A 25,031-nucleotide genomic window follows, 5' to 3' on the forward strand; every position below is an offset into this window, starting at 1 on the left:
AACGTTAACTGAGTTGAGCGTCGTCGAGAGTAACTTAGTTGAGTAAATCGCTCAGCGCTTTACTCTCTTCTAGCATGGCTTCTTTGGCATTTAAGATATTGCTTAAAGATAGCTCTAGGCGGATCGCTAACGCTTTGTTGTAGTGTTTTTCAATTTCTTCTTCACTCCAATCTTGTTGCCAAGCATGGTTGAAGAAACTGGCCATGCAAATAAACCCAGCATCTTCATTAAATGTTTCTGCGCTTAAAGGGGTCAATTGATCTTCGATGGCATGAACAAAGCTATCGGAAAACTTCCAGCGTTTAGCAAGCTCGGCACCGACCTCTGCATAGTTAAAACCAAGTACTTGTGCTTCTGCTTCTTCGCGGCTTAAACCTTGCTCTATTTTAGCGGACATACGCTGTTCGTCTTCTTCGGTGTCGGCAATTAAAATAATCAGCTCGCCTAAATTATGTAACATGGCGCAAGTGAAGGCAGTATCCGGTGCGTGGCTGGTTTGCTTTGCAAGAGATTTACTGATGCTGGCAACGCGAAAGGTGTTACCCCAAAATGCCTTTTGATCGAAGTTATCAAAATGTTTAAATGAGGATGAGATACCTGAGGCCATGACCAAAGTACGCACAGTGTTAAAGCCAAGGCGGATCACGGCATCTTCAATACTGGTGACATCTTTACCACGACTAAAATGAGCTGAGTTGACTAAGCGTAATACTTTGGCACTTATTACTGGGTCTAAGGCTATTTTATTTGCGATTCCGACAATATCGGCATCGTCATTGTTAAATGTTTGTATTAATTCCTGTACGACTTTGGGAATGGTGGGCAATTTATCTAGCTTGCTAAACAGTATTTGAATATCCATATAAGCCTCTGATAGACAATGAAGAAAACTGAATATAGTACATATTTAGCAGTGTTGAACTATTTGCGCAAAATTGGCGCTTTAATTAATGTGTTAAGTTGTTTTATTCTTGGCTTTTGTGAGAACGTTCACAACTGATAATACCTAGTCAGCTCAATGTTTTGGCTTAATGACAACATAAGAAATTTGCTTTTGCTTGCCGTATTTCACCATATTCGTGAGCTCGGATTGGCTAATGGGAACATAGGCAGAGTTGATGATGTCGCGTTGTTGCTCGACATTCGGATCATGGAAAAAAAAGTATTGCTCATTCATACCGCTGAGCACGATCCAATGGGGACCTTTTTCGCCATTAAAACGATAAGTGCTAATTAGCATTAACACGCAGTAACCAGATTGAATCCAATGGCGCAATTGCTCAAGTGTGGGCGATTGAGTTTGCGTTGCAATATTGAGTGCGGTTAGTTGCTGGCTAAAGTCTTGATGTACTAATTCAATCACGGCTTTTTTATTTACATCGCGCACCCCATCGATAAAGGGGATTGAGGCCGATTGACTAAATAGTTCCACCCCAAAACCTCGTCGATTAGCTGCAAGGGCTAAGCCTTGCGCGCTGCATCCGCCATGGCCACTGGTCATGAAAACGGTTGTCGCCTCACGCCAGATTTTAACTTCGTCTAAGCGGTTAGGTTGATAACTGCTATCTAAATAGGCAAAACTCATTAATAAACAGGAAGGGCCGCAAGTGAATGGTAGTGTTTGCACATACAAAGGCATGGTTAATACGCTACTCGGCCCAGGCGGATCGAGTCGTTTATGCATACGTAGACCATCAGCTAAATCATCATAATAATGCACTAAGGTTTTAAGTACCTTGTAGCCCATTTTTTGGTAAAGATTTTTTGCCGCTATATTGTCATTACGCACCTCTAGGCGTAATGTGATGAAACCTCGTTCAATGGCTTCTTGCTCGCATTGCTGAACCATTTTGTAGGCTAAGTTTTGCCCTCTAAAAGTACTGGCGACCGCGACAGAATAGAGTCGCGCGAGCTGAGTGCCACGGTTAAATAACACTAGCCCGTAGCCTGCAATTTGCTGTTCGATTTCGACCACTAGAAAGTAAGCCAATGGCGAGGTAATAAAGCGTTTCATTTGACGAGCACTAATGCGATCGCCGGGAAATGCCGCTAGCTCTAGTTGGTTAAGTGATGCTAAATCATTAGGAGTAGCTGCGCGCAGTAGCATGGTGAGTCTCGAGGATGAGCAACAATATAGTAGCAATTTAATCCTTTACCCTGATAAGAGGCAATCACTTTTTATGGCGCGTTTTTTAATTGTAACTGATGAAGCTGGCGATTGGCGTCCTTACTTACCCAGTGAAAATATGGTGTCGGTAAACGACTATTTGGATATGGGCGCGTATGCTGATAGCAGTGCTACCCAAGTTATTAACTTATGTCGCAGTTATGACTATTTGAGCAGTGGTTATTATTGTTCGCTGATGGCAGAGGCGCGTGGCCACCGAGTGCTGCCTAGGGTAATGACAATTAATGATCTCTCGCAAGATCGATTTTTCAGTTTGCCGCAAACGGGCTTGGATAAACTACCTGCTGATGTGGCAGTGTTAAGTTTCAAAATCTATTTCGGCCACACTGATATCCCCGCACTGGAAAAAATGTGTCGTAAGATTTTTGAGCGCTTTACCGTGCCGGTTTTGGATATGAAGCTCCAGAAAGTGGCGGGTAAATGGCAAATTGAAAAAGTAGAGCCTTTTGCTTATCAAGATCTCAACGATAATGAGCAGGATTCTTTTGCTAAGTATTTAGAAGTTTTTTCGCAAAAAGTTTGGCGTATGCCTAAGCCTTCTAAGCGCTATCGCTACGAAATGGCGATGCTGGTGGATGAGCAAGAAAAGATGCCGCCATCGGATAAAGGCGCGCTAAAACGTTTTGTCAAAGCGGCAAATAGAATTGGCATGGATCTAAAGCTTATCGGCCCTAATGATATGGCAACGTTGGGTGAGTATGATGGCTTATTCATTCGCTCGACCACCAATATCAGCAATTTCACTTATCGTTTTGCTAAAGCAGCGGAAAAAATGGGCTTAGTCGTGATGGATGATACTGAATCTATTATGAAATGCACCAATAAAGTGTTTCTTACCGAGTTACTCAACCATAATAAAGTGCCGATGCCCAAAAGCATGATAGTTAAAGCGTCTGACCCTGACTGGGCCGATAACCTGATTGCAACGATTGGACTGCCGGTGGTGCTTAAAGTACCAGATGGTGCGTTTTCATTGGGGGTGGTGAAGGTAAAAAGTCGCGAGTCGCTACTCGAGCAAGCCGAGATTATTTTTAGCCATAGTGCACTAATTTTGGCGCAAGAGTTTTTGCCGACCGATTTTGATTGGCGTATCGGTATTTTAAATCGTCAGCCGATTTTTGCTTGTCGTTATTATATGAGTCGTGGTCATTGGCAAATTTACCAACACCACCAAAGTGGACGAGTTAGCAGTGGTAGCTTTGATACCTTAGATTTAAAAATGGTGCCTAAATCGGTCGTTGATGCCGCGCTTAAGGCGGCGAACTTGATTGGTGATGGTTTTTATGGCGTTGACCTAAAAGAGGTTGATGGTAAAGCTTGTATTATTGAAGTGAATGATAACCCGAGTGTTGATCATGGCGTGGAAGACTTATTCTTAGGTGATTTACTGTACGATCGGATCATGACTGAGTTTTTAAGACGGATTCAATTACGCGGTTTCTAACCGTCGTTTTTAACTCCCTGCGCCAGTGCTTCACTGGCGTTTTCTTCCTTGAAAACGAAATGTTACTGTCATCAGTTGTGCGTTGAATGAGGGCGGTCGGGTTAATCAGTTTAGTGACCGAGTGACATGGCCAATTCATTACCTTGATGCTGCAATTCATCAAGTTGTGACGCCAGTGATTCAGGGTTGATACTCAAATGCTCCGCTAACGCTTTTGGGAAACGTCCAACAATTGCTGCAGCTGGCACGCCTGCATTCCAAGCAAAGTTTACAAATACCGATAACCGGATCAAAATTGCTTCGGCCGACACCTCTTCAAATGATAATGGATCAAGCTGTTGTTCAATGGCATTAATGAAGGTTGCTGAAAAATTCCAGCGTCGAGCTAGCTCTACACCTACCTGGCTGTAGTCAAATCCTAAGATTTCACGCTCAGCCTCAATACGGCTTGCACCTTGGTTCATTGACATGTTTACGAGTGCCATTTCTTCTGGCAAGCTGGATTGCAGTAAGATTTCGCCGATATTGTGCATCATGGCACAGGTAAAGGCGGTTTCAGGCTCTACAGTGGTGTGCTTGGCGAGGGCTTTCGCTATGGTTGCTACGCGAAACGTGTCGGACCAAAATTTATTTTTGTCAAAACCAGGCGTGGCAGGAAAAGCACTACTTATTCCGGATGCAATAACAATACTACGCATGGTGTTAAAGCCTAAGCGAATAACTGCTTGCTCTATTGATGTCACTTCTTTGCCGCGGCGATAGGCAGCCGAGTTAGCCATCTTTATTACTTTTGCACTTAAAGATTGGTCCATCGCTATTTTTTTAGCGAGTACATCGATACGCGCATTATCGTCACCAAAGCTTTCCATTAGCTCGGCCAGTAGAGCGGGCACGACTGGGAGTTGTTTTAGTTTGGAAAATACTTCGTTTAATTGCATTGCGCGGATTCCTGCTTGGAGAAAAATAATATCAACTAGAATCATAGCAGGATGCTATTGCCTGCGACTATGTTTGCAAGCTTGATCTGTTTCACTAATTCCGCATAATGTGCGTTTAACGGCACAAATAAATCGCTATTATCGATTCATTTATCACTAAGGCTGGAAATTTATTCATTAATTAGACTATTCTTAGTGCGTTTGTCGACAGGAGTCTTTATCTAGGCATGGTTGCCGTTCTCTATATCTGGAGTGACCATGGTGCTATTTACTCTCTACTTCCGGCGCTTGCCATTAGGTAAGCTTGCTTCTATACAGCTTGGAGCTGGATATGAAGCCTGATCAAGCTCGCGCCATCATAGCTATTGCAGATAAAATTCGACACCAATCAAGTGCTGATTTCGATCCTCAGTCTGCGCAGTTAATTCAACACCTTTTTTCTCATAAATCTGACGTCATATATCAATTAGTACAGCTCTCTTTACAGCAACAGCAAGACTTACTGGATATAAAAAGTGTTAATAATGAACTGCAGCGACAATTACAGCAGTTTGAAGATGTTAAACAAGAGCGGGTTTGGTTTCGCTGGTTAGAAAAAAGTAGCTAAGTCGGAGCGAGCGTTTCAATCGGGAAAAAGACCAAGCAAGATGAAAGAAAAAATATAAATATTTACGCTATATTGGCAGAGTCGTTGGCTTAGCGATAAATAATACAGCAAGGAGTTAGGGTGCAAGGATATGATGTCATTGGCGATGTCCACGGCCGTGCTAAACAGTTAGTCACTTTACTGCAACGTCTTGGTTATGAAATCCAAGGCGAGGCTTATTGTCATGCTTCACGCCAAGCTATTTTTATTGGTGATATTATTGATTATGGTCCCGAGCAGCGAGCGACCTTAGCTATTGTTCGGAATATGGTTGCGGCGGGTAGCGCTCAAGTTATTTTAGGTAATCACGAGTTTAATGCCGTAGCCTTTGCTACCCCGGATCCCAAAGACGCTAAGCGGTTTTTACGTCCCCATACCAGTAAAAATCGAGTGCAACATAAGGCTTTTTTAGCTGAATATGCAGATGATCCTATTGCTTATAAAGAAACGATTAGTTGGTTAAAAACCTTGCCTTTATTTCTTGAACTTGATGGCGCCGCTTTTATTCATGCGGCATGGTCTAATGACTTAATAGAGCAAATAAGGCCCGAGCTCAATGCTGATAACAGCCTGCCTGATAAATTGTACGTCAGCGCAACGAAACGTGGTAGTTGGCAATTTCAGGTAGTTGAGCAGTTATTGAAAGGACCCGAAATAACCTTACCTCAGGGCTATGTTTTCAATGATAAACATGGTCATCAACGCAACGATATTCGTGCTCGCTGGTGGCTACAAAATCCGCTTAGTTATCGAGAGCTTGCGATCGTACCTGAGGGAGAAGAAGGCAAAATACCCGCACAGCCTATTATCCAGCCACTGCAAAGTTTTGCTGTTTCACGTCTTGTGTTTATCGGCCACTATTGGTTAAGAGGGACCCCTCGGCCGCAATGTCGTCAGGTGGTTTGTACTGATTACAGTGGTGATGCTAAGTTAACAGCCTATCGCTGGTCATTTGAAGCTGAAGCGGATGCAATGAATTTTGTACAGGTTGGTGAGTCAGAAGTTGGTATGCCTTAAGTGACGTGATGGAGTTTAAAAAGGGGGCTTATCCAAGACTCTGGCTAATGAGCGTAAATTGCAGCTAAAAAAACGGGACGACACTCGAAAGTGTCGTCCCTTATAGTCAAAACATCATATTCCGTGATGTAAGGTGCTCCCTGCGCTCCCTGACTTATTACCTGATCCCTAGGTTTATCCGTTTCTCACGTCCTGTGAGTTGTCCTTTATTTGGCCATCCTAGCCTAACAAATCATCCTGATTCGTTTTCTGTCTCCATCCTGGAGGTGTCCTTTATGCTACTTCCTGTAGCGTGTCCATTCATCTTCCTGATTGCCAGATATCCTATCTGACATTGAGACCAAACATCCTGTCCGTGTCTCGTTGCTTCCTTGCGGGACTAAATATAAGTGATTTTGCATGAGGCTGAGCAAGCTAAAAATAAAAAAAATAAGGGAAAACCTATATGTTGTTTATGTTGATGTTGTTAAGGTGTTGTTATTAATGGTTTATTTTGTTTTGGCTTCTGTTTTTTCGGTGGTAGATAGTAGGGTTATCTGATAAATAAAAAGAGAATAACTTACGCTTGCTATGGCTAATGTCTCACAAATATTTTTTATTTTTGAAATAGGGTTACCATTTATCGCTATTATCCCCAGTTCGTCTGCTGATTTTGACAATTCATCATGACAATGTGATGACTTTATCGCCACTTGTTGTGTGATCATCAGCACATTTGTTTTTCTAAGTTACCTTTGATACGAAACATTCCGTTCGTCTCTGACCCCTACCTAATAAGTAGTTGTGAGGTTTACTTATGGATAGCCAAAAAAAAGGCCGATAAAAATCGGCCAAAGAATGGGTGTAGATATATATTTTAGTGTAATTTGAAGCTGTTTAAGCGAGCCAGCAGTGTGTTTAGGGTTGCTGGTTCGATAGTTTTACAAATGTCATCAATGCTTTTAGTCTTGAATAGTTCGCTTAGTAGCGTGCATACGTAAGTTAAAGGTGCATTTTCAAAAAGTTTTGGATTGTGTAAATAATCACGTCCGCGTTCACGAACCCATTCAGCTGCGTCAACAGGGACGCTGAAACCACTGCTTTTCATGGTGTTATGAAGGGCAATTAATTGTGTACGATAATGTGTTAAATCAGAGCTTAGAGTGTTTTGGAAAGCGGCTACAGAGGCGAGAGCTTGAGCACCAGGTAAAATCTCTAACTTATGAATGTCGTTCATTGTATCTCCAAAATTTTGCTTTAATAAGTTAATAACTAGCCGCATCTAATGGCATCTAGCTTGAAATATGATTTGAGATTTGACCCATCTAATAGCTCAGTAGGCTACAGAATATTTATGTCAATATGACGACATCCAGCTCTTTTTTGCTTATTTGAGTAAGCTATTTTTGATAGTTAAACGAGCTACGTTCTAAGTTGACTGGTATAGTTTTAGCTGAGAAAGAGAAAAGCGCAATTTAAGAGTGACAATTTGTTGATAGGTAAGATGAGCGGCAGGAAAAACGTGATAGCCCGCAAAGAAATTCCTGTTTCCTGCCAGTGCCGGAAAGCTATGGCGCTATTGCTATACCTGTAGCGTTTTTATCCCTGAAAGCGAAAGTTTGCCGTAAACATGCTTTATCTGGCTGCGATAGTTCTAAGTATTACACTGGTTAATTATGCTTGCCAGCATCCTCAACTGCGAGTTGTGTGGCCTGTTGTTGTAGTTTTTTTCTATTTGGTTTTAACCCCTGCCATTGTGACCAAGGCAAAATATGCTTTGGTCTTTGCCAAGGAGCGAGCAGTTGTTTACTGTCCAGCTGTAGTTGTCTTGGCTGCGGTGCTCCTATCCAATCAACAAAAGCGGCGGCAATTTGACCAAACTCTGTGTTGCGAACGGGCACTATTATTAGGTTCTTGATATATGGCAGGCTCAGTAAGACTTGTTCTATTTGTTCTGGCTGTACGTTTTCACCACCCGAAATAAACATATTATCTTTGCGGCCATGGATAGAGAGGTGCCCAGCTGTTCTCGCACCTAGGTCTTTACTAGCAAAACCAAGACCTTGGTCAACGGCAATTAAGCGACCTAATTGTCGATAGCCCATAAACAAACAGGCTCCCTTTAATATGATTTCACCTTTACTTATTTCTACTTCGCGATCGGGTAATAATTGATATTGCAGCGGCTGTTGGCTGGACGGTGTTAATTCAATACTGGCCACTTGCGAGCTCATCTCGGTTAGGCCGTAACTGGCAAAACATCTAAACGGGCTATTAGCTAGTTGTTTTATAAGGTAGTTATCTAATGCTGCTCCGCCAACTAAGACATAACGCAGTTGATTATTCGTGAATATAGCCGGTTGCTGCAGTAAACGGTAAGCCTGAGTGGGCACAAGGGAAGCGTGAGTAATGGGATAGTGTGTTAGGTCTTTAGCTATCACTTTGCTACCCAAAGCAATGCTACCGCCGACGAAAAATGCGCGAAAGACTAATGCGATGCCGCCAATATGAAACAGCGGTAGGCTGAGTAGCCAGCAGTCTTTGGCGTGAAACGGAATTAAGGTTTGTGAACCCAACGCGCTGTAATAATGGTTACTTAAGCTATGTTGTGCGGCTTTAGCCTCGCCACTGCTACCCGAAGTAAACACTAGAGTACTTGCTTGCGCTAAGCTGATTAAGGCTTGCTTATTATTTGGATTTGACTGGTGAATATCAATGCGTGTTATACCCGCTAGCGCAACCGGAGTTGGCGCAAAGTAATATTTTATTCCAGCTTGTCTGCAGCGCTGTTGTAGCTCTTTTTGGCTAAAGATTGGATTAAGCGGACAAAAAATAATACGTTGGCGCAAGCAAGCAAACATCATGATTAGTAAGATCAGCGCATCGTCATGGATCACTGCAAGTACCTCCCCTTGCGGAACTTGGCTTAACGATATGGCTGATATTTTATTATCAAGCTCCTCGTAGCTGAGCTTGGTACCATCATGTGAAAGGTAAATGGCAATCGCATCCCCTTGATTGCTTGCGTGTTGCTGTATCGGACAAGGCATCACTTCGGCCATACTTGCTCCATTTCTGAAGTGTTCAATGTATGGTTTTGCTTATCGCAAAAATATTTTTCGGTATCTAACCCAGGAGCTTCGTTGGGGGTCCATTTGCCTGCCAGAGTCGCCAGCACACTAAGTCCATATTGGCTTTCAAATGCGCAGCTAAGGATCGCACGCTTTTGCTGTTGTTTAGCTAACGCTAATAGTTGTTCAATACGTTTAAAACTGCCTACTAGCATAGGTTTAATGATAAAAGCGGTAATCGCTTGATGACTAAAAGCTGCTAACGGCCACATTGGCTGTTGCAGCTGTTCATCAAGTGCGATTGGCAATTGATATCGCTCTGCAAGGTACAAGCTGTCGCTTAACATTGCGCAGGGCTCTTCGATAAATACAATATTATTTTTTGGCAGCTGGCTGACAAATGCAGCCCCTTGTCCGCGATCCCAGCCTTGATTAGCATCGAGGCGAATTTGCAGTTGCGGGTTAAGTTTGACCAGTGTGTGAATAATATCCAGCTCTATGTTTGGGGCAAGACGAGCCACTTTAAGTTTGATTTGTGTTGGGTGCTTGAGGCTGAGGTATTGTGTGTGTATCTGTTCAATGCTGCCTTGTAATAAAGGAACATCGGCCGAAACCTGACTAGGCGTGATACCTTGATGTAAGCAATCCCAAGCAAAAGCGCTACTGGCGCAGTGAAATTGATGTTTAAGCTGCCCCGTTTTTACTGCTGTTATTATTTCAGCGATGGCTTGCTCTAAGCTTTCAGGGCTAAAGCCGGGAAGCGGTGCTATTTCGGCCCTCACTTCGCGGTTTAACTCAATGTTAAAGGCCTTAACAAGTGCGATATCTCGGTCGTTAAGAGTATGCTGCGCAAATGTCATTGGTCGTTTAAAGGCCAATGAGGTACGGTAAATTGCAATATCGCGTAGCATACTCATGTGCAGTTACGGATTGCGGCCAAATTTTTCAAAGTTTGGCGGACGCTTTTCGTTAAACGCATTGCGACCTTCTTGCCCTTCTTCGGTCATATAGAACAACATGGTGGCATTACCAGCTAGCTCTTGTAAGCCTGCTTGACCGTCACAGTCTGCGTTTAGGGCCGCTTTTAGGCAACGCAACGCCATTGGGCTGTTTTGCAGCATTTCTTTACACCATTGCACGGTTTCAAGTTCTAGTTGCTCAAGTGGCACCACGGTATTCACTAAGCCCATTTCAACCGCCTCTTGGGCGTTATACATGCGGCATAAAAACCAAATTTCACGAGCTTTTTTCTGGCCGACAATGCGCGCCATATAGCTTGCTCCCCAGCCGCCGTCAAATGAGCCCACTTTGGGGCCAGTTTGGCCAAATTGAGCATTTTCGGCGGCGATGGTTAAGTCAGCCATCATATGTAATACGTGTCCACCACCTACTGCATAGCCCGCCACCATCGCCACTACAGGTTTTGGACAAGTGCGAATTTGACGTTGAAAATCCAGTACGTTTAAGTGATGTACGCCGGATTCGTCTTGGTAACCTGAATCACCGCGTACTTTTTGGTCGCCGCCTGAGCAAAAGGCCAAGTCGCCCTGACCGGTAAGAATAATCACGCCAATTTGATCGTCGTAACGGGCTTCGTTTAACGCATGAATCATTTCTTTTACCGTAAGTGGACGAAATGCATTGCGCACTTGTGGGCGGTTTATGGTGATTTTGGCGATGCCATCGGCTTTATGGAAAAGAATGTCTTGGTAATCTTGAGAAAAATCTTGCCACGCTAATGCGGGCTTTATTTGCGAAGTTGTCATAACCAGCCTTGAATGGGTCAAAAATAAAAAAGTATCGCTTATGGGAGTTTACCGAGTATAAGGCGACTTATCTGATTAGCGTATTCTATTGGCTTGGCAAAGTGAATATTATGACCCGCCTCAGTAAAAAAGACTTTATTTAGCTGTGGGGTTGTTTTTTTTAAGATGTTGGCCAGCTGCGTAAATTTTAGATCCTGCTCGGCAACAAAATAACTAACAGGGCAAATTGCCTCAGAAATGACATGGCACAGGTTTTCTTGTTTGCCGAGTGACGTTGCTAACAACATTTTTCCTAAGGCTTTACCGTCGTTATGGCTACGCAGCTGACAAAGTTTTTGTCTTTGTTGTTCAGATAAATCTGCAAACACAGCTTGCAGATACCAATCGAGCAATACTTGATTAAGAGGTTCGGTGGTAAAGCGCTGCGCCCAGTTTTTATCATGGCTAATACGGGCCGCTTTTTCATTTTCTTGAATCAACCCAGTGTGAGCCGATTCTACAATTAACTGGCAAACTTGGCTTGGGTACATTTGTAAATAGTGCAACGCAATGCGGCCGCCGAGTGAGTAACCAACTAGATGGCAACGGGTGACCGTTAATGCTTGTAAGCATTGCTGGATAAGCTGGCAGCATTGCTGAAATGCTTGCGGTGCCGATAAGGTGACATTTTGGCTGTCACCGTGGCCTGGGAGATCAATGGTTATCCAGTTTTGCTCTGGGGCGAGATGGGCAATAACTTGTTGCCAGTCTTGACCGCTGCCTAAAAAGCCATGAATAAATAGTACTGGCGTGTTTTCGTGTTGCAGTTGATATTGGCAAGCCAGGGGTAAATTTGTCTTCATTAGGCGCTTAAGTCGGGCTGGAGCAAGTAAGCGAAATCAAGTTGTTTTATTTGCGCGGCAATAGTGGTGATCATTTCACTACTGGCTTTGGCAGGAACAGTTATTTCAATCAAGGTCGCACCTGGCTCAATTAAGGCAGAGGCGTAATCTAGTTCAAACTCTTGTTGCTCTTTTGGTTGCATGTAATTAACGCCAAACATAGCCGCAGCATTGGCAAAGTTTAAGCCGTGTGGCAGTTGGTAGCATTCACGGGCAGTTTGTTGATCATCGGGTAATGGTAAAAGGTTGAAAATACTGCCGCCATCATTATTGAGCACTATTACAACAAATGGGTTTTTAAGCTGTTTTAACAGGGCCATAGAGTTGAGGTCATGAAGCAAGGACGTGTCGCCAAGCAGTAAAGTGACGGGGCGATGATCTAATATTTTGCTAACCCCTATGGCACAGGCAAGTAAGCCATCAATGCCACTGGCTCCGCGATTAGTGAATATTTGTTGCTGTTTTGAATTTGCCTCGGCAAACATATCCATTAGCCGTACTGGTAAACTATTACCAATAAATAAAGCACTGTTGTCTGGAACTAAACGTGATAAGCCGTGCGCGACCGAAAACTCTGATAATTCATGTGACTGAGCAGCGATAAGCTGACTGATTTCAGCATCCGCTTGGTAAAGGTGCTCCGCCCAAGGGTGATGTTGTGCAACGGGATGGGCTGTGAGCCAAGTAACGGGGTCGATGTGAAAGTAGCTACCCATGCCATGGCTTGGGTCCATCAAGTCTGCCTGGCTTTGCACGCCAATAAATTGAGCCGAACTAGCTTGTAAAAACTGCTGTAAGCGTTTTGATACCAATCGGCAGCCAAATTGAATGATAAGTTCAACTTGGTTGAGGGCGGCGTAAAAATCAGGGTGATGCAGTAGCTGATCATAGTAATGTAACGACCAAGGGTGCCCTTTGCCACTGGATTGAATGTCCATTAACAATGGCCAACCTAAGGCCTGAGCAAAGCTGGCTATTTCATAAGCTTGTTCAGTATTGGCTAATTGACCCGCAATAATTAGCCCTTTTTTAGTCTGTAATTCAGGCCAATTATCAATTGGTAGTAACTTGCTTGGCGGAACGGATTTATTAATGTACGGCGATTCACTGCGTAACCAAGGGTTAATAGACGCTAAGTAATGACGTAGGTCTTGGCTTTTTTCTTTCGGGTAAAACGGCTCACGGAAAGGGCAGTTAATGTGAATGGGTCCTGCTTGTTGCTGTTGCAAATATAAGGCTTGGCCAATTTGTGCTAGTAAATAGTTAGCGTTAATTTCAGTGCCAGCTGGTGCTAAATTAACCGATGTCACCACATGAGAAGCAAATATGCCCACTTGATCGATAGCTTGGTTAGCACTGCATTGCAATAGTTCGGTGGGGCGATCTGCGGATAAAATTATTAATGGCACGCCAGTGAGCTTGGCCTCAATGACGGCCGGATATAAGTTAGCCACCGCTGTGCCTGATGTGGTGATGATCGCCACTGGCGCCTGCTGCGCCTTGGCTGCACCGAGCGCGCAATAACCTAAACCGCGCTCATCAAAGTGGCTGTGTAAGGTAATGCCGTGATGTTCATGGGCGGCTAAAGTCAGTGGCGTTGAACGAGACCCCGGCGCCATGAAAATCTGATTGATGCCACCGCGGTACAAACTTTCAATAATTAACTGTGCCCATAAAAGACTAATGTTGCTAGCGGTAGTATGTTTCATAGGAGCCTCTTATGGTTAAACAACTGAGTTAGTTTAGTTTGAATAGTGACAATGGCGTCGCTATTTTATGCTCTAACTCTTGCCATTCTAGCGCGGGATCTGAGCCTTTAACTATTCCTGCACCGGCAAATAATGTAATTTGATTATGTTGGATCAAGGCGCTGCGAATAGCTACCGCAAATTGGCTTTGTTGTTGACTTAAAACACCAATGGCGCCTGCGTACCAGCCTCTAGAATAGGGCTCATTTTGTTTGATAAATGCGAGCGCTGACTTTCTTGGAGTGCCACCCACAGCGGGGGTTGGGTGCAGCGCATTAAGTAAATCGTGGTCGCTGGCGTCTGGTTTTAAATAGGCGTGAATACGTTGCTTGAGGTGTTGTAGTTGGTTGAGTTTTAATATGCTTACTTTATCAAGTCCAATATCTAAACTGACCTTGCTGAGCTGCGCTAAAATATCATCAAGCACTAATTGATTTTCATGCTTTATTTTGTGGTCATGGAGTAGGGTGTGGCTCAGTTTTTCATCTTCTTCAGAGGAGATGCCTCGTGGCATGGTGCCAGCGAGTGATTCTGTGGTTAGACGTGCCCCGCTACGTAGATACAAACGCTCAGGCGTACAGCCGATAAAGTGTGAATCGGGCGTAAACGAAAACATAAATTGAAAACAGTTAGGATTAACCATTTGCCATTGGTGCAATAGTGCGTAGTGATCCACGCTGTTTGAGCTGGTTAATTGAGTTCGACGGGACAGCACCACCTTAGCAGTGTGTTGCTGAAATTGCTCATCGGTTACTTGTTCTACTAAGTTACGCCAATCCTGCTTATTTGGCGTGTCTTGCCGCTGCAAGATATGGATAGACTGTCTCGTTAATGTTTCAGCTGGGTTAAGTGAGTCCAGTAATGCTAGGGTTATGTTTACTTGGCTAGCAAAATCAGATGTGGCCCAATATAGGTTACAAACTAGCTTAGTGACTCTGCCTTGGCGACGAATTTCCAAACGCGGCAATACAAATCGGCAGTGTGGAAAATCGGGCCAAGTTGCATGGTTTGAAAAGCCCATGCCACCGTAAAGTCTTGCTTTATTGATGTTTTCTGGCAGCTCGGCTTGATCTGTGTACCAAGCTTTGCCAATCGCCGCGACTTCACCTTGATCGTCTTTATCACTTAAATAAATTTGTGGATAGTGGGTTTGGGCTTTGAGCCAGCCAAGTAAAGAAACACTAGGTAATGAAAAACTCAAACTAAGGAAAACGCCTTCGGGCTGTTTGAGTTTAAGTAAGGCGTGTTTTAAGGCATTAAAAGCTGACATCAATATTTCGCAAAGGCTGGTAAAGCAACTTAAGGGGTAAGTCCAAACTACGTCTGTAGCGCCTGAAATCATCATTTCAACGGTGTTTGAACATAAAGGCTTGCTAATTTAACTGAAACTTAGAGAAAATGCAGCCTTATCGGTGCTTGGATATAGATGCAAACGCATTCTGAGATTTAATTAGGTATTAGTATTTTGACTCAAAAAAAATCATGGTTTTCTATTTGGTTGCCTGCTATTCGCCCTCGCACGTTGCCTCTCGCCTGCGCTTCGATTGTTCTGGCTGCTGGGTTAGCATGGCAGCATCAGGTATTTAACCCTTGGATTCTGATTTTGTGTTTGAGCACGGCAATTTTATTGCAAATCATTTCTAATTTGGCGAATGACTACGGCGATGCCGTTACAGGTGCCGACAACGAGCAGCGTATTGGCCCACAACGCACGATGCAAACCGGTCTTGTAACGCAGCAGCAAATGAAAACCGCGATCGGTTTAACGACGATACTGGCGGTCGCATCTGGGCTTATTTTATTAAATTATGTGTTTGCGGATCATTGGCAGCAGATGCTGGTTTTTGTTGGGTTGGGCTTATTGTCTATTTTGGCCGCGGTGACTTACACCATGGGTAAGCACCCATATGGCTATATGGGGTTAGGCGATCTGTCGGTGTTTATATTTTTTGGTTTATTGGGGGTGTTAGGTAGCTTTTACTTATATGGCTTAGCCTTGCATGCAGTTTTGATTTTACCTGCGGTAAGTTGTGGTTTGTTAGCGACGGCGGTACTTAATATCAACAATACCCGAGATATCGACACCGACAAGCAAGCCGGTAAACACACTTTAGCGCTACGTTTAGGGCGCACACAGGCCTGTCGTTATCAGTGGTGGCTGTTAGCTGGGGCGGTGAGCAGTACCTTACTTTATCAATGGCAATTACCTTTTAGCAGTTTTAATTATTTATTTTTGTTAGCGCTTTGGCCATTGATGCAAGCCGCTCGTACTTTGCAACTTTGTCAAGATGGTGAACGTTTAAACGGCGCTTTGAAACAAACCGCACTCGCTAGCTTTGGTTACTGTTGTTTATTAGCTTTAGGTTGGGTTATGACATCGCCATAGGTTTAACCAGATCCGGCACTATGAAGAAAAATAGTCTAATCTTCATTTAGTTAATAGGAACTAGATGGTTGTTACTATGTTGGAAAATACGTCGCTACATAATCTTTTAATTGAGCATTACCAAAAAAGTACCGATGGTATTTTACTGTGCGATCATGGCAGTAAAGTGATAGAAGCCAATCAAGCCTTATGCAATATGTTTGGTTACAGTGCTGAAGAGATCACTGAGTTAACTTTTACCGACTTAATCGATGTTGATGTATCGAATATTCCAGCTTGCTTTTGCCAAGCTAAAAATCGTGATGCGGCGAACTTTCTTGTGGTACTTGAGCGCTACGTTCATCCTGACTCTGAAAATGTCTTATATATTATTCGCGATGAGTCTCACTCGGTCGAGGCAACTAAATCTGTTTTTGGTACCGAACAATCAACCAACCGCTTTAAAGAGCTACTTAAGAATTTACACAAGATCTCTGTTGAACTAAGTAATAGCAATGATATGGATGAACTTTACCGTCGTACCATTGAGCTTTCTCTAGCCAAGCTTGAAATTGAACGTATCGCTTTATTCCTACTTGATGAAAAGAAAAATATGGTGGGTACTTTTGGTACTGATGAGTTCGGTCATGTTGTTGATGAACGCGATTATAAAAAGCCTTTAAGCCATTTCTCTATTGTGCTTGAAGCCATCACCCGACGTGATTACGTCACTGTGTACCAAGACCAAGATCTTGTTCATTTTGGTAAGAAAGTAGGTAAAGGCTGGCAAGCCATGGTGACCTTGTGGGATAAAGAAAAACCCATTGGCTTCTTAGCTGCAGATAACCTCATTCACCACCGTGCATTAACGCCTCATATAAGAGAAATATTTGGTTTGTTAGGTTCGGTGTTAAGCCATGTGATCATTAAAAAACGTGCTGAGTTCAGGCTGAAAAAAATGAATGAAGAGCTTGAATTAATTATAGCTAAACGCACTTTAGAATTAGAGCAGAAAATAAAGCAATTAATGGACACGCAAGAGAAGCTAGTGGAAGCTGAAAAAATTGCGTCTTTAGGTAACCTTGTTTCAGGGGTGGCTCATGAAATTAACACCCCCCTTGGTGTGTCGATTACGGCAGCATCTCTGCTGCGGGAAACAACCCAGCAGCTTTGTGACATGATGGCAACAGGTAGCATTAAGAAGTCAGCCTTACAATATGTGGCTGATACTTCTAAAGAAAGCATTGATCTTATTGAGCATAATTTAGACCGAGCAGCCAATTTAGTGAAGAGCTTTAAGGCGCTAGCTGTGGATCAAACGTCCGACAACTTAGTCATTTTGCATCCCCATAATGTGGTAAAAAATATTTTACTGAGCTATCACCACGAGCTAAAAAATAAACCTATTACCGTAAAAAATGAGATTTCGTTTGATCTTGCTGTACGTAACTATTCGGGCGCTTTAGTGCAAGTGGTGCTTAATTTATTACTTAACTCGGTGCAGCATGGCTTTAACGAAGGGCAGGGCGGTGAGATTAACATCACTGCTGAAGCTGCTGAGCAGGGGATTGTTATTCATTATTCTGATACCGGTAAAGGTGTCGCTGAAAGTGATTTAAAGTTAATCTTTGAGCCCTTTTATACCACGGCAAGGCAAGTTGGAGCTGGGCTCGGTTTAAATCAGGTTTATAATTTGATCTCCCAGAAAATGTCTGGGGAGATTAGGGCCAGTTTGCCTGAGCGAGGTGGTTTAAAGTTTGATATCTATTTGCCCAACTTGTAACGGCGTTGTTTAGCCTGCTTTAAAATTTTTTCCTTTTCCTTGTTATCACTATCATGCCAAGCAATTATTTCATCGAGGCTGCGATGGCAACCTAAGCAGATATCTTGCTCATTAAGACAACAATTACGTACACAGGGGGATTTTATTTCAAAACTATTCATCTGTGACGTCCTCGAAAACTGCTCCAATAAGGTAACTTTAGCTTATTTTATGTACTCGCTCACCATTGGCGTGTATAGGGCGAGATCCCGAACATCTTTTAATCAATCCGAAAATGCTCTGAACAGAGATATTTGTTCAGTGGATCAGCGCATAAAGTCATCCATTATAAACTCAGTATTCTGATCCCCTAATTTAAGGAATAGTTATTTATCTACTTCGCCCTTTAGTTTCGTTGATGGGTTGATTATACTGCGGGTTCTTGTCGGAGTGCCAAAGGGAGTTTTTCCTTACGGCTGAGACTGCAATTGCAGGATCCGTGGAACCTGATTGGGTTAAGACCTACGAAGGGAACAAGGCTAAACCTTTAAAAAACAGATCTAATATAGGTTTATACTTCCACCTCTCGGCAAGCAATTCATCACACTTAACTGGAATCAAGGTGAAAATTGCTTATGGCTATCAGCAGAAGAGAAGCGCGTAAAGCGGCTCAAGAATACATTCAAAACCTCGGCAACGAGTCTTTCCCAAATTCAGAAAAAATCTTTATCGAAGGGACATTACCGGGCGTGAAGGTGGCAATGCGCCAAATTCATCAAGCCGATACCTTTATTGGCGGTACTGAAGAAAATCCACAATTTGAATCCAATGAACCTATTCCGGTTTACGATGCGTCTGGTCCTTACACCGATCCTAATGTTGATATTGATGTCCACCAAGGCTTACCTAAGCTACGCCAACAATGGATTTTAGATCGTAACGATACCGAAGAATTAGAGGGATTAACCTCACAATTCAGCCAACAACGTATGGCTGACGAAGGGCTAGATCATATCCGTTTTGAGCATTTACCTAAGCCATTACGCGCGAAAGCGGGTAAAAATGTCACGCAAATGCATTATGCGCGTCAAGGTATTATCACGCCTGAAATGGAGTACATCGCTATTCGTGAAAACATGGGGCGTGAGCGTGTACGCAGCGATTTACTGAAGTTCCAACATAAAGGTGAGAACTTTGGCGCGAACCTGCCTGAGAATATTACGCCTGAGTTTGTGCGCAAAGAAGTCGCCGAAGGCCGCGCTATTATTCCGTCAAACATTAACCACCCCGAGTCTGAGCCAATGATCATTGGTCGTAATTTCTTGGTGAAAGTTAATTCAAACATTGGTAACTCGTCGGTGTCTTCATCCATTGAAGAAGAGGTGGAAAAATTAGTATGGTCGACTCGTTGGGGCGGCGATACGGTAATGGACTTATCAACTGGTCGTTACATTCATGAAACTCGTGAGTGGATTTTACGTAACTCGCCAGTGCCAATTGGTACTGTGCCTATCTATCAAGCGCTAGAAAAAGTAAACGGCGTGGCGGAAGACCTTAACTGGGAAATTTTCCGTGATACTCTGATTGAGCAAGCGGAACAAGGGGTTGACTACTTTACGATCCACGCCGGTGTATTACTGCGTTATGTACCGATGACAGCAAAACGTCTGACCGGTATCGTATCGCGTGGTGGTTCAATCATGGCGAAGTGGTGTTTGACATACCATAAAGAAAACTTTGCTTACGAACACTTCCGTGAAATTTGTGAAATCTGTGCGCAATATGATGTTGCCCTTTCATTAGGTGACGGCCTACGTCCAGGCTCGGTGGCGGATGCTAACGATGAAGCGCAATTCTCGGAACTGGAAACCTTAGGTGAGCTGACTAAGCTAGCGTGGGAATACGATGTTCAGGTGATGATCGAAGGCCCAGGTCACGTGCCGATGCAAATGATCAAAGAGAATATGGATAAGCAGTTAGATGTGTGTCATGAAGCGCCTTTCTATACCTTAGGTCCATTAACTACCGATATCGCACCGGGTTATGACCATATCACTTCGGGTATCGGCGCTGCACAAATTGGTTGGTATGGTTGTGCCATGTTGTGTTACGTGACACCAAAAGAGCATTTAGGCTTACCAAATAAAGATGACGTAAAAACTGGCTTAGTGACATACAAGCTAGCAGCTCATGCGGCTGATTTAGCTAAAGGTCATCCAGGCGCACAAATTCGCGATAATGCCTTATCCAAAGCTCGTTTTGAATTCCGCTGGGAAGATCAGTTTAACCTTGGTTTAGATCCTGATACGGCGCGCGCGTACCATGATGAAACCTTGCCACAAGAGTCTGGCAAAGTGGCGCATTTCTGCTCTATGTGCGGCCCTAAATTCTGTTCCATGAAGATCACTCAAGATGTACGTGATTATGCGGCGAAATTAGAGTCGGGCGATATCCAAATTAAGTTACTTGATGAAGTCGTGACTATCTCGCCAGAAGAAGGCATGAAGCAGAAATCAGAAGAATTTATTGAAAAGGGCGCTGAAATATATCAGCCTCAAGTTTAATTCTTTGAGTTAAATGAAAACCATCTATCGCCGCTTATGCTGTGATGGATGGTTTTAATGCAGGCTTTTGCTAGTGGAGATATAGAATGGACAAAATCTCAGATTTTACGCCCATTGTTTGGACAATAGCGGGGAGTGATTCGGGTGGTGGTGCTGGGATCCAAGCGGATCTGCATACTATTAATGCCTTAGGTGGTTATGGATGTAGCGTTATCAGCGCTGTTACCGCACAAAACTCTGTAGCGGTACGCTTAGTTGAATCGGTTTCTGATGGGATGTTTTTAAGCCAACTTGATTCATTAGCTGAAGATATGCCCGCGGATGTAATAAAAGTAGGGTTGTTGACAACGGTTAGCCAAGTAGAGATTTTAGCGAAATTTTTAGCTGAGCTAGACGTTAAGCCTTATGTTATTTACGACCCGATCGCTGTTGCTTCCAGTGGTGCGAACATGGCACAGGTAGGCTTACAGCAAGCTGTGTTGGATACCCTACTGCCTTTCATTGATTTACTGACTCCTAATGCTGATGAACTTGAAATCCTGACTAAAGTGATTATTACTTCTAGTCATGATATTCGCCGCAGTGCCCAAGTATTATTGGACAAAGGTTGCGGCAGTATCTTAATTAAGGGCGGCCATCTTGAGTTAGTTGATGACGTGTGCATGGATTTTTGGACCAATGGCGAGCGTGAAATTGTGCTTGGCACGACACGTATCGATAGTCCTCATAGTCATGGCACGGGCTGCAGTTTATCGTCAGCCATTGCTACTGTGCTGGCATTAGATTACCCAATTGAAGACGCTTTGGTGTTAGCGAAAGCGTATCTAAACCAAGGTTTAAAAGCCGCTTCGAGTAAAGGCAAAGGACCTGGTCCGGTGGCACACTTAGGCTGGCCTACCGATCCTAAGCATTTTCCTGATGTGATTTTACCCGGCTCTGAGTTAGGCCGCTTGCTTAATTTACAAGGTGAGTTAGCGGAAGGCCAAGGGTTTGCCAGTTGTGATACTGACAAGTTAGGTTTGTATCCGGTGGTAGACTCGGTTGAGTGGTGTCAAAAGCTACTTGATATGGGTATAAAAACACTGCAACTGCGCATTAAAGACAAAACTGATGACGAAGTGGAAGCAGATGTGATCGCGGCCATTGCGTTGGGGAAACAGTACCAAGCGCGTATGTTCATTAATGATTATTGGCAACTGGCCATCAAGCATGGCGCATACGGCGTACATTTAGGTCAAGAAGACTTAAATGATGCGGTGTTGCCACAAATTAGCCGGGCTGGTTTACGCTTGGGTTTAAGTACCCATGGTTATTATGAAATGCTGCGCGCAAAAAAACTCAAGCCAAGTTATATCGCGTTAGGCCATATTTTTCCGACTCAAACCAAAGACATGCCATCACGGCCGCAAGGTTTAATTCGGTTAGAAAAGTACGCTGCATTAATGAATGATATTCCCACTGTGGCTATTGGTGGGATTAATCTTGAGCGCGCGCCACTCGTTTGGCAAACCGGTGTTGGTAGTATCGCAGTTGTTACGGCGATTACGCTGGCCGATGATCCCCAAGCGGTTGTCGATGAGTTTAATGCGGTGATGGAGTCCTAAATTGATGCTCTCGGATGCGGAAACCTTAAGATACAGTCGCCATTTACTGCTCAGTAACGTTGGTGAAGCGGGTCAGCTGAAATTAAAGCAAGCTAAAGTGTTGATTATGGGGATGGGCGGTTTAGGCGCGCCAGCTTCAATGTATTTAGCTGCAGCTGGCGTGGGTAACTTAGTGTTGGCAGACTTTGATGAATTGGATGTATCTAATTTACAACGCCAAATTAGTTACGATGCCAGCCAAGTGGGACTGCATAAGGTGGATGCCGCTAAAGCACGTTTAGCTGGACTGAATTGTGAAGTCCGTATTCGTGGCATTAAAAAGAAAATGGATGCGAAGCAATTAGCGATGGAAGTGGCGATGGCTGATTTAGTGCTCGATTGCACCGATAATCTCTCCAGTCGCCATTTAATTAGTCAAGTGTGTTGCCAAGCTAAAAAGCCGCTTATCGTTGGCGCTGGCATTCGCTTGGAGGGCCAGTTAATGATGTTTGACTTTAGTCAGCCTGATAGCGCGTGTTACCACTGTTTGTTTCCTTCAACGCAAGAGCAGACGCTCAACTGTTCCAATTCGGGAGTGCTAGGCCCGATAGTCGGTACCATTGGCTCATTACAAGCCTTGGAAGCCATCAAATACCTAGTGGGATTGCCGAGCGGGATCAACAATCAGCTAAAGCTGTTCGATGGTCTCACCCTTAACTGGCAAAGTTTTGCTATTTCTCGAGATCCGGCTTGTCCGGTATGCAGTGCCCATGAATGAAATCACAATAACAATTAACGGTCAGCCGCATCAGGTTGCGCCGCAAACCAGTGTTTTGGATCTATTGACGACTTTAGGCCATGCCGAGCAGGGCATGGCGCTGGCCATTAATCAGGCGATTATTAGTCGTAGCGAGTGGTCTGAACATTTACTACAGCAAGATGACGATATTTCCTTGTTTCAAGCCATCGCAGGAGGCTAATAATGTTAACAATTGCCGATAAAACTTTTAGCTCCCGCCTATTTACAGGAACGGGGAAGTTTTCTGATAAGCAAAGTATGGTTGATGCATTGGCTGCATCTGGCTCGCAGTTGGTCACGATGGCGCTTAAGCGCGTGGATATGAAAAATCGTGACGACGATATTTTAGCGCCATTGATTGCTAATGGCATGAACTTATTACCCAATACATCTGGTGCTCGCACCGCTAAAGAAGCGGTATTTGCTGCTAAGCTAGCCCGAGAAGCATTGCAAACCAATTGGGTGAAATTAGAAATTCATCCTGATCCTAAGTATTTGCTACCTGATCCGATTGAAACCTTGAAAGCCGCAGAAGCGTTAGCGCTTGAAGGGTTTGTGGTTTTGCCTTATGTGCATGCGGATCCTGTTTTATGTAAGCGACTTGAAGAAGTTGGCTGCGCCGCTGTGATGCCATTAGGCGCGCCGATTGGATCCAATAAAGGTATTCGCACCCAAGATTTCTTAGAGATCATTATTGAACAAGCTAATGTGCCAGTGATTGTCGATGCGGGGATCGGCAGTCCAAGTCATGCCGCTCTCGCGATGGAGCTTGGCGCAGATGCTGTGCTAGTTAATACCGCGATAGCAGTGGCGCGCAACCCTGTTGCTATGAGCCGAGCTTTTGCCTTGGCAGTACAGTCGGGCCGCATGGCATATGAAGCGGGATTGGCAGGTCAAGTACAACAAGCTGTGGCATCAAGCCCGTTAACAGCTTTTTTGGAGGAAGCATGAGCTTCGCCGAGCAGTTAAAAGCCCTTAATTGGGATGATGTACGCCTTTCTATATATAGTAAGACTGCTAAAGATGTTGAGCGCGCATTGTCTAAACCACGTTTGAACACGGAAGATTTTAAAGCGCTGATATCGCCTGCCGCCGAACCGTATCTTGAGCAGATGGCGCAAAAGTCGATGGCATTGACGCAGCAGCGCTTTGGTAAGACGGTGCAGTTTTATATTCCTTTATACCTCTCGAATATGTGCAGCAACATTTGTACTTATTGTGGTTTTTCGATGGGCAATAAAATTCGCCGCACTACATTAGACATGGTGCAGTTAGAAGCGGAGCTGAAAGCCATTAAGAAAATGGGCTTTGATCATATCTTGCTGGTGACAGGCGAATCGGAAAAGAAAGTGGGCATGGATTATTTTCGTCAGGCATTCCCGTTGATCAGACAATATTTTTCACATATTACGATTGAAGTGCAGCCACTCGATCAAGATGAATACGAAGAGTTGATCGAGCTAGGATTGGATGCGGTACTGGTCTATCAAGAAACCTATAACCCTGTGACCTATGCCGAACATCATCTCAAAGGTAAAAAGTCTGATTTTTGGTACCGTTTGGACACCGCTGATCGCTTAGGCCGCGCTGGCGTGCATAAAATAGGTGTTGGCAGTTTGATTGGCTTAGAAGAATGGCGCACCGATTGTTTTTATGTCGCGTCTCATTTAGCTTATCTAGAAAAACATTATTGGCAAACGCGTTATACCCTTTCGTTTCCTCGATTACGTCCTTGTGAAGGGGGCTTTCAACCTAAATCGATCATGACAGATAAACAGTTGGTCCAGTTAATCTGCGCTTATCGTTTATTTAGCCCCGAAGTTGAATTGTCGTTGTCGACTCGAGAATCGGAACATTTTCGCAATCATGTCATTCCGCTAGGCATTACGACTATGAGTGCGGGCTCAAGCACACAACCGGGAGGTTATGCTGAAACGGCTGAAAAAGCTTTGGAGCAATTTGAAATATCCGATGATCGCACACCTGCGGTGGTAGCGGATATGGTGAAAGCCAAAGGTTATGAGGTGGTATGGAAAGATTGGGATCCCAGTCTCAGTCAATAATTACGATTTGTGCCCATCCGTCACTACCGATAGCAGACCTTGTGCAATACGTTGCCAAGGTCTTTTTTATTGCACTCGTGTCAGGAGCGGTTGATATTTAATCAAATCAAGGTGGTTTTTCTGTGTAAGTTGTGGATAACTTGAGTGAAACTTGTGAGTGTAATTTAATTACAATTTTTCGTTAAAAAAGCCTTGCGCCAGAATCGAATCTCCCTAT

Annotated in this window: 23 protein-coding genes and 1 riboswitch; of the genes, 11 read left to right on the forward strand and 12 right to left on the reverse strand. The window is 43.9% G+C overall.

Annotated features, from left to right (window positions below):
• Nucleotides 1–34: 34 nt before the first annotated feature.
• Both K1M91_RS19350 and K1M91_RS19355 read right to left on the reverse strand, forming a co-directional pair.
• Nucleotides 35–862, reverse strand: a complete 828-nt coding sequence (locus tag K1M91_RS19350) for an HDOD domain-containing protein (protein ID WP_232803901.1) — start codon at nucleotides 860–862, stop codon at nucleotides 35–37.
• A gap of 153 nt (nucleotides 863–1,015) precedes the next feature.
• A complete protein-coding gene (locus K1M91_RS19355) occupies nucleotides 1,016–2,107 on the reverse strand; it encodes a GNAT family N-acetyltransferase/peptidase C39 family protein (protein ID WP_232803902.1) in 1,092 nt (363 codons plus the stop codon).
• Nucleotides 2,108–2,180: 73 nt separating this feature from the next.
• Here K1M91_RS19355 and K1M91_RS19360 point away from each other — a divergent pair, with 73 nt between their 5' ends.
• Complete coding sequence (locus K1M91_RS19360) at nucleotides 2,181–3,632, forward strand: RimK family protein (protein ID WP_232803903.1); 1,452 nt, start codon at nucleotides 2,181–2,183, stop codon at nucleotides 3,630–3,632.
• A 110-nt stretch (nucleotides 3,633–3,742) separates the two neighbouring features.
• Here the strand turns inward: K1M91_RS19360 and K1M91_RS19365 are convergent, their stop codons facing one another.
• Complete coding sequence (locus K1M91_RS19365) at nucleotides 3,743–4,570, reverse strand: HDOD domain-containing protein (protein WP_232803904.1); 828 nt, start codon at nucleotides 4,568–4,570, stop codon at nucleotides 3,743–3,745.
• 331 nt (nucleotides 4,571–4,901) lie between these two features.
• Between K1M91_RS19365 and K1M91_RS19370 the strand changes: the two genes are divergently transcribed.
• A complete protein-coding gene (locus tag K1M91_RS19370; protein ID WP_232803905.1) occupies nucleotides 4,902–5,177 on the forward strand; it encodes a hypothetical protein in 276 nt (91 codons plus the stop codon).
• 120 nt (nucleotides 5,178–5,297) lie between these two features.
• Nucleotides 5,298–6,233, forward strand: a complete 936-nt coding sequence (locus K1M91_RS19375) for a metallophosphoesterase (protein ID WP_232803906.1) — start codon at nucleotides 5,298–5,300, stop codon at nucleotides 6,231–6,233.
• Between the two features lie 488 nt (nucleotides 6,234–6,721).
• On the opposite strand, the gene K1M91_RS19380 is transcribed toward K1M91_RS19375, so the two are convergent.
• From K1M91_RS19380 to K1M91_RS19415, 8 genes are all read right to left on the reverse strand, one after another.
• Nucleotides 6,722–6,940: a hypothetical protein gene (locus K1M91_RS19380; protein ID WP_232803907.1), complete on the reverse strand. Its 219-nt coding sequence runs from the start codon at nucleotides 6,938–6,940 to the stop codon at nucleotides 6,722–6,724.
• Nucleotides 6,941–7,089: 149 nt separating this feature from the next.
• The gene (locus K1M91_RS19385) at nucleotides 7,090–7,449 is read right to left on the reverse strand and encodes a hypothetical protein (protein WP_232803908.1); all 360 of its coding nucleotides are present in this window, start codon (nucleotides 7,447–7,449) and stop codon (nucleotides 7,090–7,092) included.
• Between the two features lie 433 nt (nucleotides 7,450–7,882).
• Nucleotides 7,883–9,274: an AMP-binding protein gene (locus K1M91_RS19390; protein WP_232803909.1), complete on the reverse strand. Its 1,392-nt coding sequence runs from the start codon at nucleotides 9,272–9,274 to the stop codon at nucleotides 7,883–7,885.
• On the reverse strand, nucleotides 9,262–10,200 hold the full coding sequence (gene menC, locus K1M91_RS19395; RefSeq protein WP_232803910.1) for an o-succinylbenzoate synthase: 939 nt from the start codon (nucleotides 10,198–10,200) through the stop codon (nucleotides 9,262–9,264). Before menC ends, K1M91_RS19390 begins: the two co-directional genes overlap by 13 nt.
• Nucleotides 10,201–10,206: 6 nt before the next feature.
• Complete coding sequence (menB, locus tag K1M91_RS19400) at nucleotides 10,207–11,049, reverse strand: 1,4-dihydroxy-2-naphthoyl-CoA synthase (RefSeq protein ID WP_232803911.1); 843 nt, start codon at nucleotides 11,047–11,049, stop codon at nucleotides 10,207–10,209.
• 38 nt (nucleotides 11,050–11,087) lie between these two features.
• Nucleotides 11,088–11,891, reverse strand: a complete 804-nt coding sequence (gene menH, locus K1M91_RS19405; RefSeq protein WP_232803912.1) for a 2-succinyl-6-hydroxy-2,4-cyclohexadiene-1-carboxylate synthase — start codon at nucleotides 11,889–11,891, stop codon at nucleotides 11,088–11,090.
• The gene (gene menD, locus K1M91_RS19410) at nucleotides 11,891–13,639 is read right to left on the reverse strand and encodes a 2-succinyl-5-enolpyruvyl-6-hydroxy-3-cyclohexene-1-carboxylic-acid synthase (RefSeq protein WP_232803913.1); all 1,749 of its coding nucleotides are present in this window, start codon (nucleotides 13,637–13,639) and stop codon (nucleotides 11,891–11,893) included. The genes menH and menD overlap by 1 nt, the downstream gene beginning before the upstream one ends.
• Before the next feature lie 28 nt (nucleotides 13,640–13,667).
• Nucleotides 13,668–14,948: an isochorismate synthase gene (locus K1M91_RS19415; protein WP_232803914.1), complete on the reverse strand. Its 1,281-nt coding sequence runs from the start codon at nucleotides 14,946–14,948 to the stop codon at nucleotides 13,668–13,670.
• A gap of 195 nt (nucleotides 14,949–15,143) precedes the next feature.
• Here K1M91_RS19415 and K1M91_RS19420 point away from each other — a divergent pair, with 195 nt between their 5' ends.
• The gene (locus tag K1M91_RS19420) at nucleotides 15,144–16,064 is read left to right on the forward strand and encodes a 1,4-dihydroxy-2-naphthoate polyprenyltransferase (RefSeq protein WP_232803915.1); all 921 of its coding nucleotides are present in this window, start codon (nucleotides 15,144–15,146) and stop codon (nucleotides 16,062–16,064) included.
• A gap of 76 nt (nucleotides 16,065–16,140) precedes the next feature.
• Nucleotides 16,141–17,826, forward strand: coding sequence for an ATP-binding protein (locus tag K1M91_RS19425; protein WP_232803916.1), 1,686 nt, complete (start codon nucleotides 16,141–16,143; stop codon nucleotides 17,824–17,826).
• On the opposite strand, the gene K1M91_RS19430 is transcribed toward K1M91_RS19425, so the two are convergent.
• Nucleotides 17,808–17,987, reverse strand: a complete 180-nt coding sequence (locus K1M91_RS19430; protein ID WP_232803917.1) for a DUF1289 domain-containing protein — start codon at nucleotides 17,985–17,987, stop codon at nucleotides 17,808–17,810. The two genes, K1M91_RS19425 and K1M91_RS19430, sit on opposite strands and share 19 nt — an antisense overlap.
• Before the next feature lie 260 nt (nucleotides 17,988–18,247).
• A riboswitch (TPP riboswitch) is annotated at nucleotides 18,248–18,342 on the forward strand.
• Nucleotides 18,343–18,440: 98 nt separating this feature from the next.
• Here K1M91_RS19430 and thiC point away from each other — a divergent pair.
• The 6 genes from thiC (at nucleotide 18,441) to thiH (ending at nucleotide 24,814) form a co-directional block, all read left to right on the forward strand.
• Complete coding sequence (gene thiC / locus K1M91_RS19435; protein ID WP_232803918.1) at nucleotides 18,441–20,369, forward strand: phosphomethylpyrimidine synthase ThiC; 1,929 nt, start codon at nucleotides 18,441–18,443, stop codon at nucleotides 20,367–20,369.
• 86 nt (nucleotides 20,370–20,455) lie between these two features.
• Complete coding sequence (thiE, locus tag K1M91_RS19440) at nucleotides 20,456–21,973, forward strand: thiamine phosphate synthase (protein WP_232803919.1); 1,518 nt, start codon at nucleotides 20,456–20,458, stop codon at nucleotides 21,971–21,973.
• A 4-nt stretch (nucleotides 21,974–21,977) separates the two neighbouring features.
• On the forward strand, nucleotides 21,978–22,730 hold the full coding sequence (moeB, locus tag K1M91_RS19445; protein ID WP_232803923.1) for a molybdopterin-synthase adenylyltransferase MoeB: 753 nt from the start codon (nucleotides 21,978–21,980) through the stop codon (nucleotides 22,728–22,730).
• Nucleotides 22,723–22,932, forward strand: a complete 210-nt coding sequence (thiS, locus tag K1M91_RS19450) for a sulfur carrier protein ThiS (RefSeq protein ID WP_232803920.1) — start codon at nucleotides 22,723–22,725, stop codon at nucleotides 22,930–22,932. Before moeB ends, thiS begins: the two co-directional genes overlap by 8 nt.
• A 2-nt stretch (nucleotides 22,933–22,934) precedes the next feature.
• Entirely contained in the window at nucleotides 22,935–23,702 is a 768-nt protein-coding gene (locus K1M91_RS19455) for a thiazole synthase (protein ID WP_232803921.1), read from the forward strand.
• Nucleotides 23,699–24,814, forward strand: coding sequence for a 2-iminoacetate synthase ThiH (thiH, locus tag K1M91_RS19460; RefSeq protein WP_232803922.1), 1,116 nt, complete (start codon nucleotides 23,699–23,701; stop codon nucleotides 24,812–24,814). The genes K1M91_RS19455 and thiH overlap by 4 nt, the downstream gene beginning before the upstream one ends.
• Nucleotides 24,815–25,031: the final 217 nt, after the last annotated feature.

This window comes from Motilimonas sp. E26, assembly GCF_021278025.1.
Classification (GTDB): domain Bacteria; phylum Pseudomonadota; class Gammaproteobacteria; order Enterobacterales; family CBDFNC01; genus Motilimonas.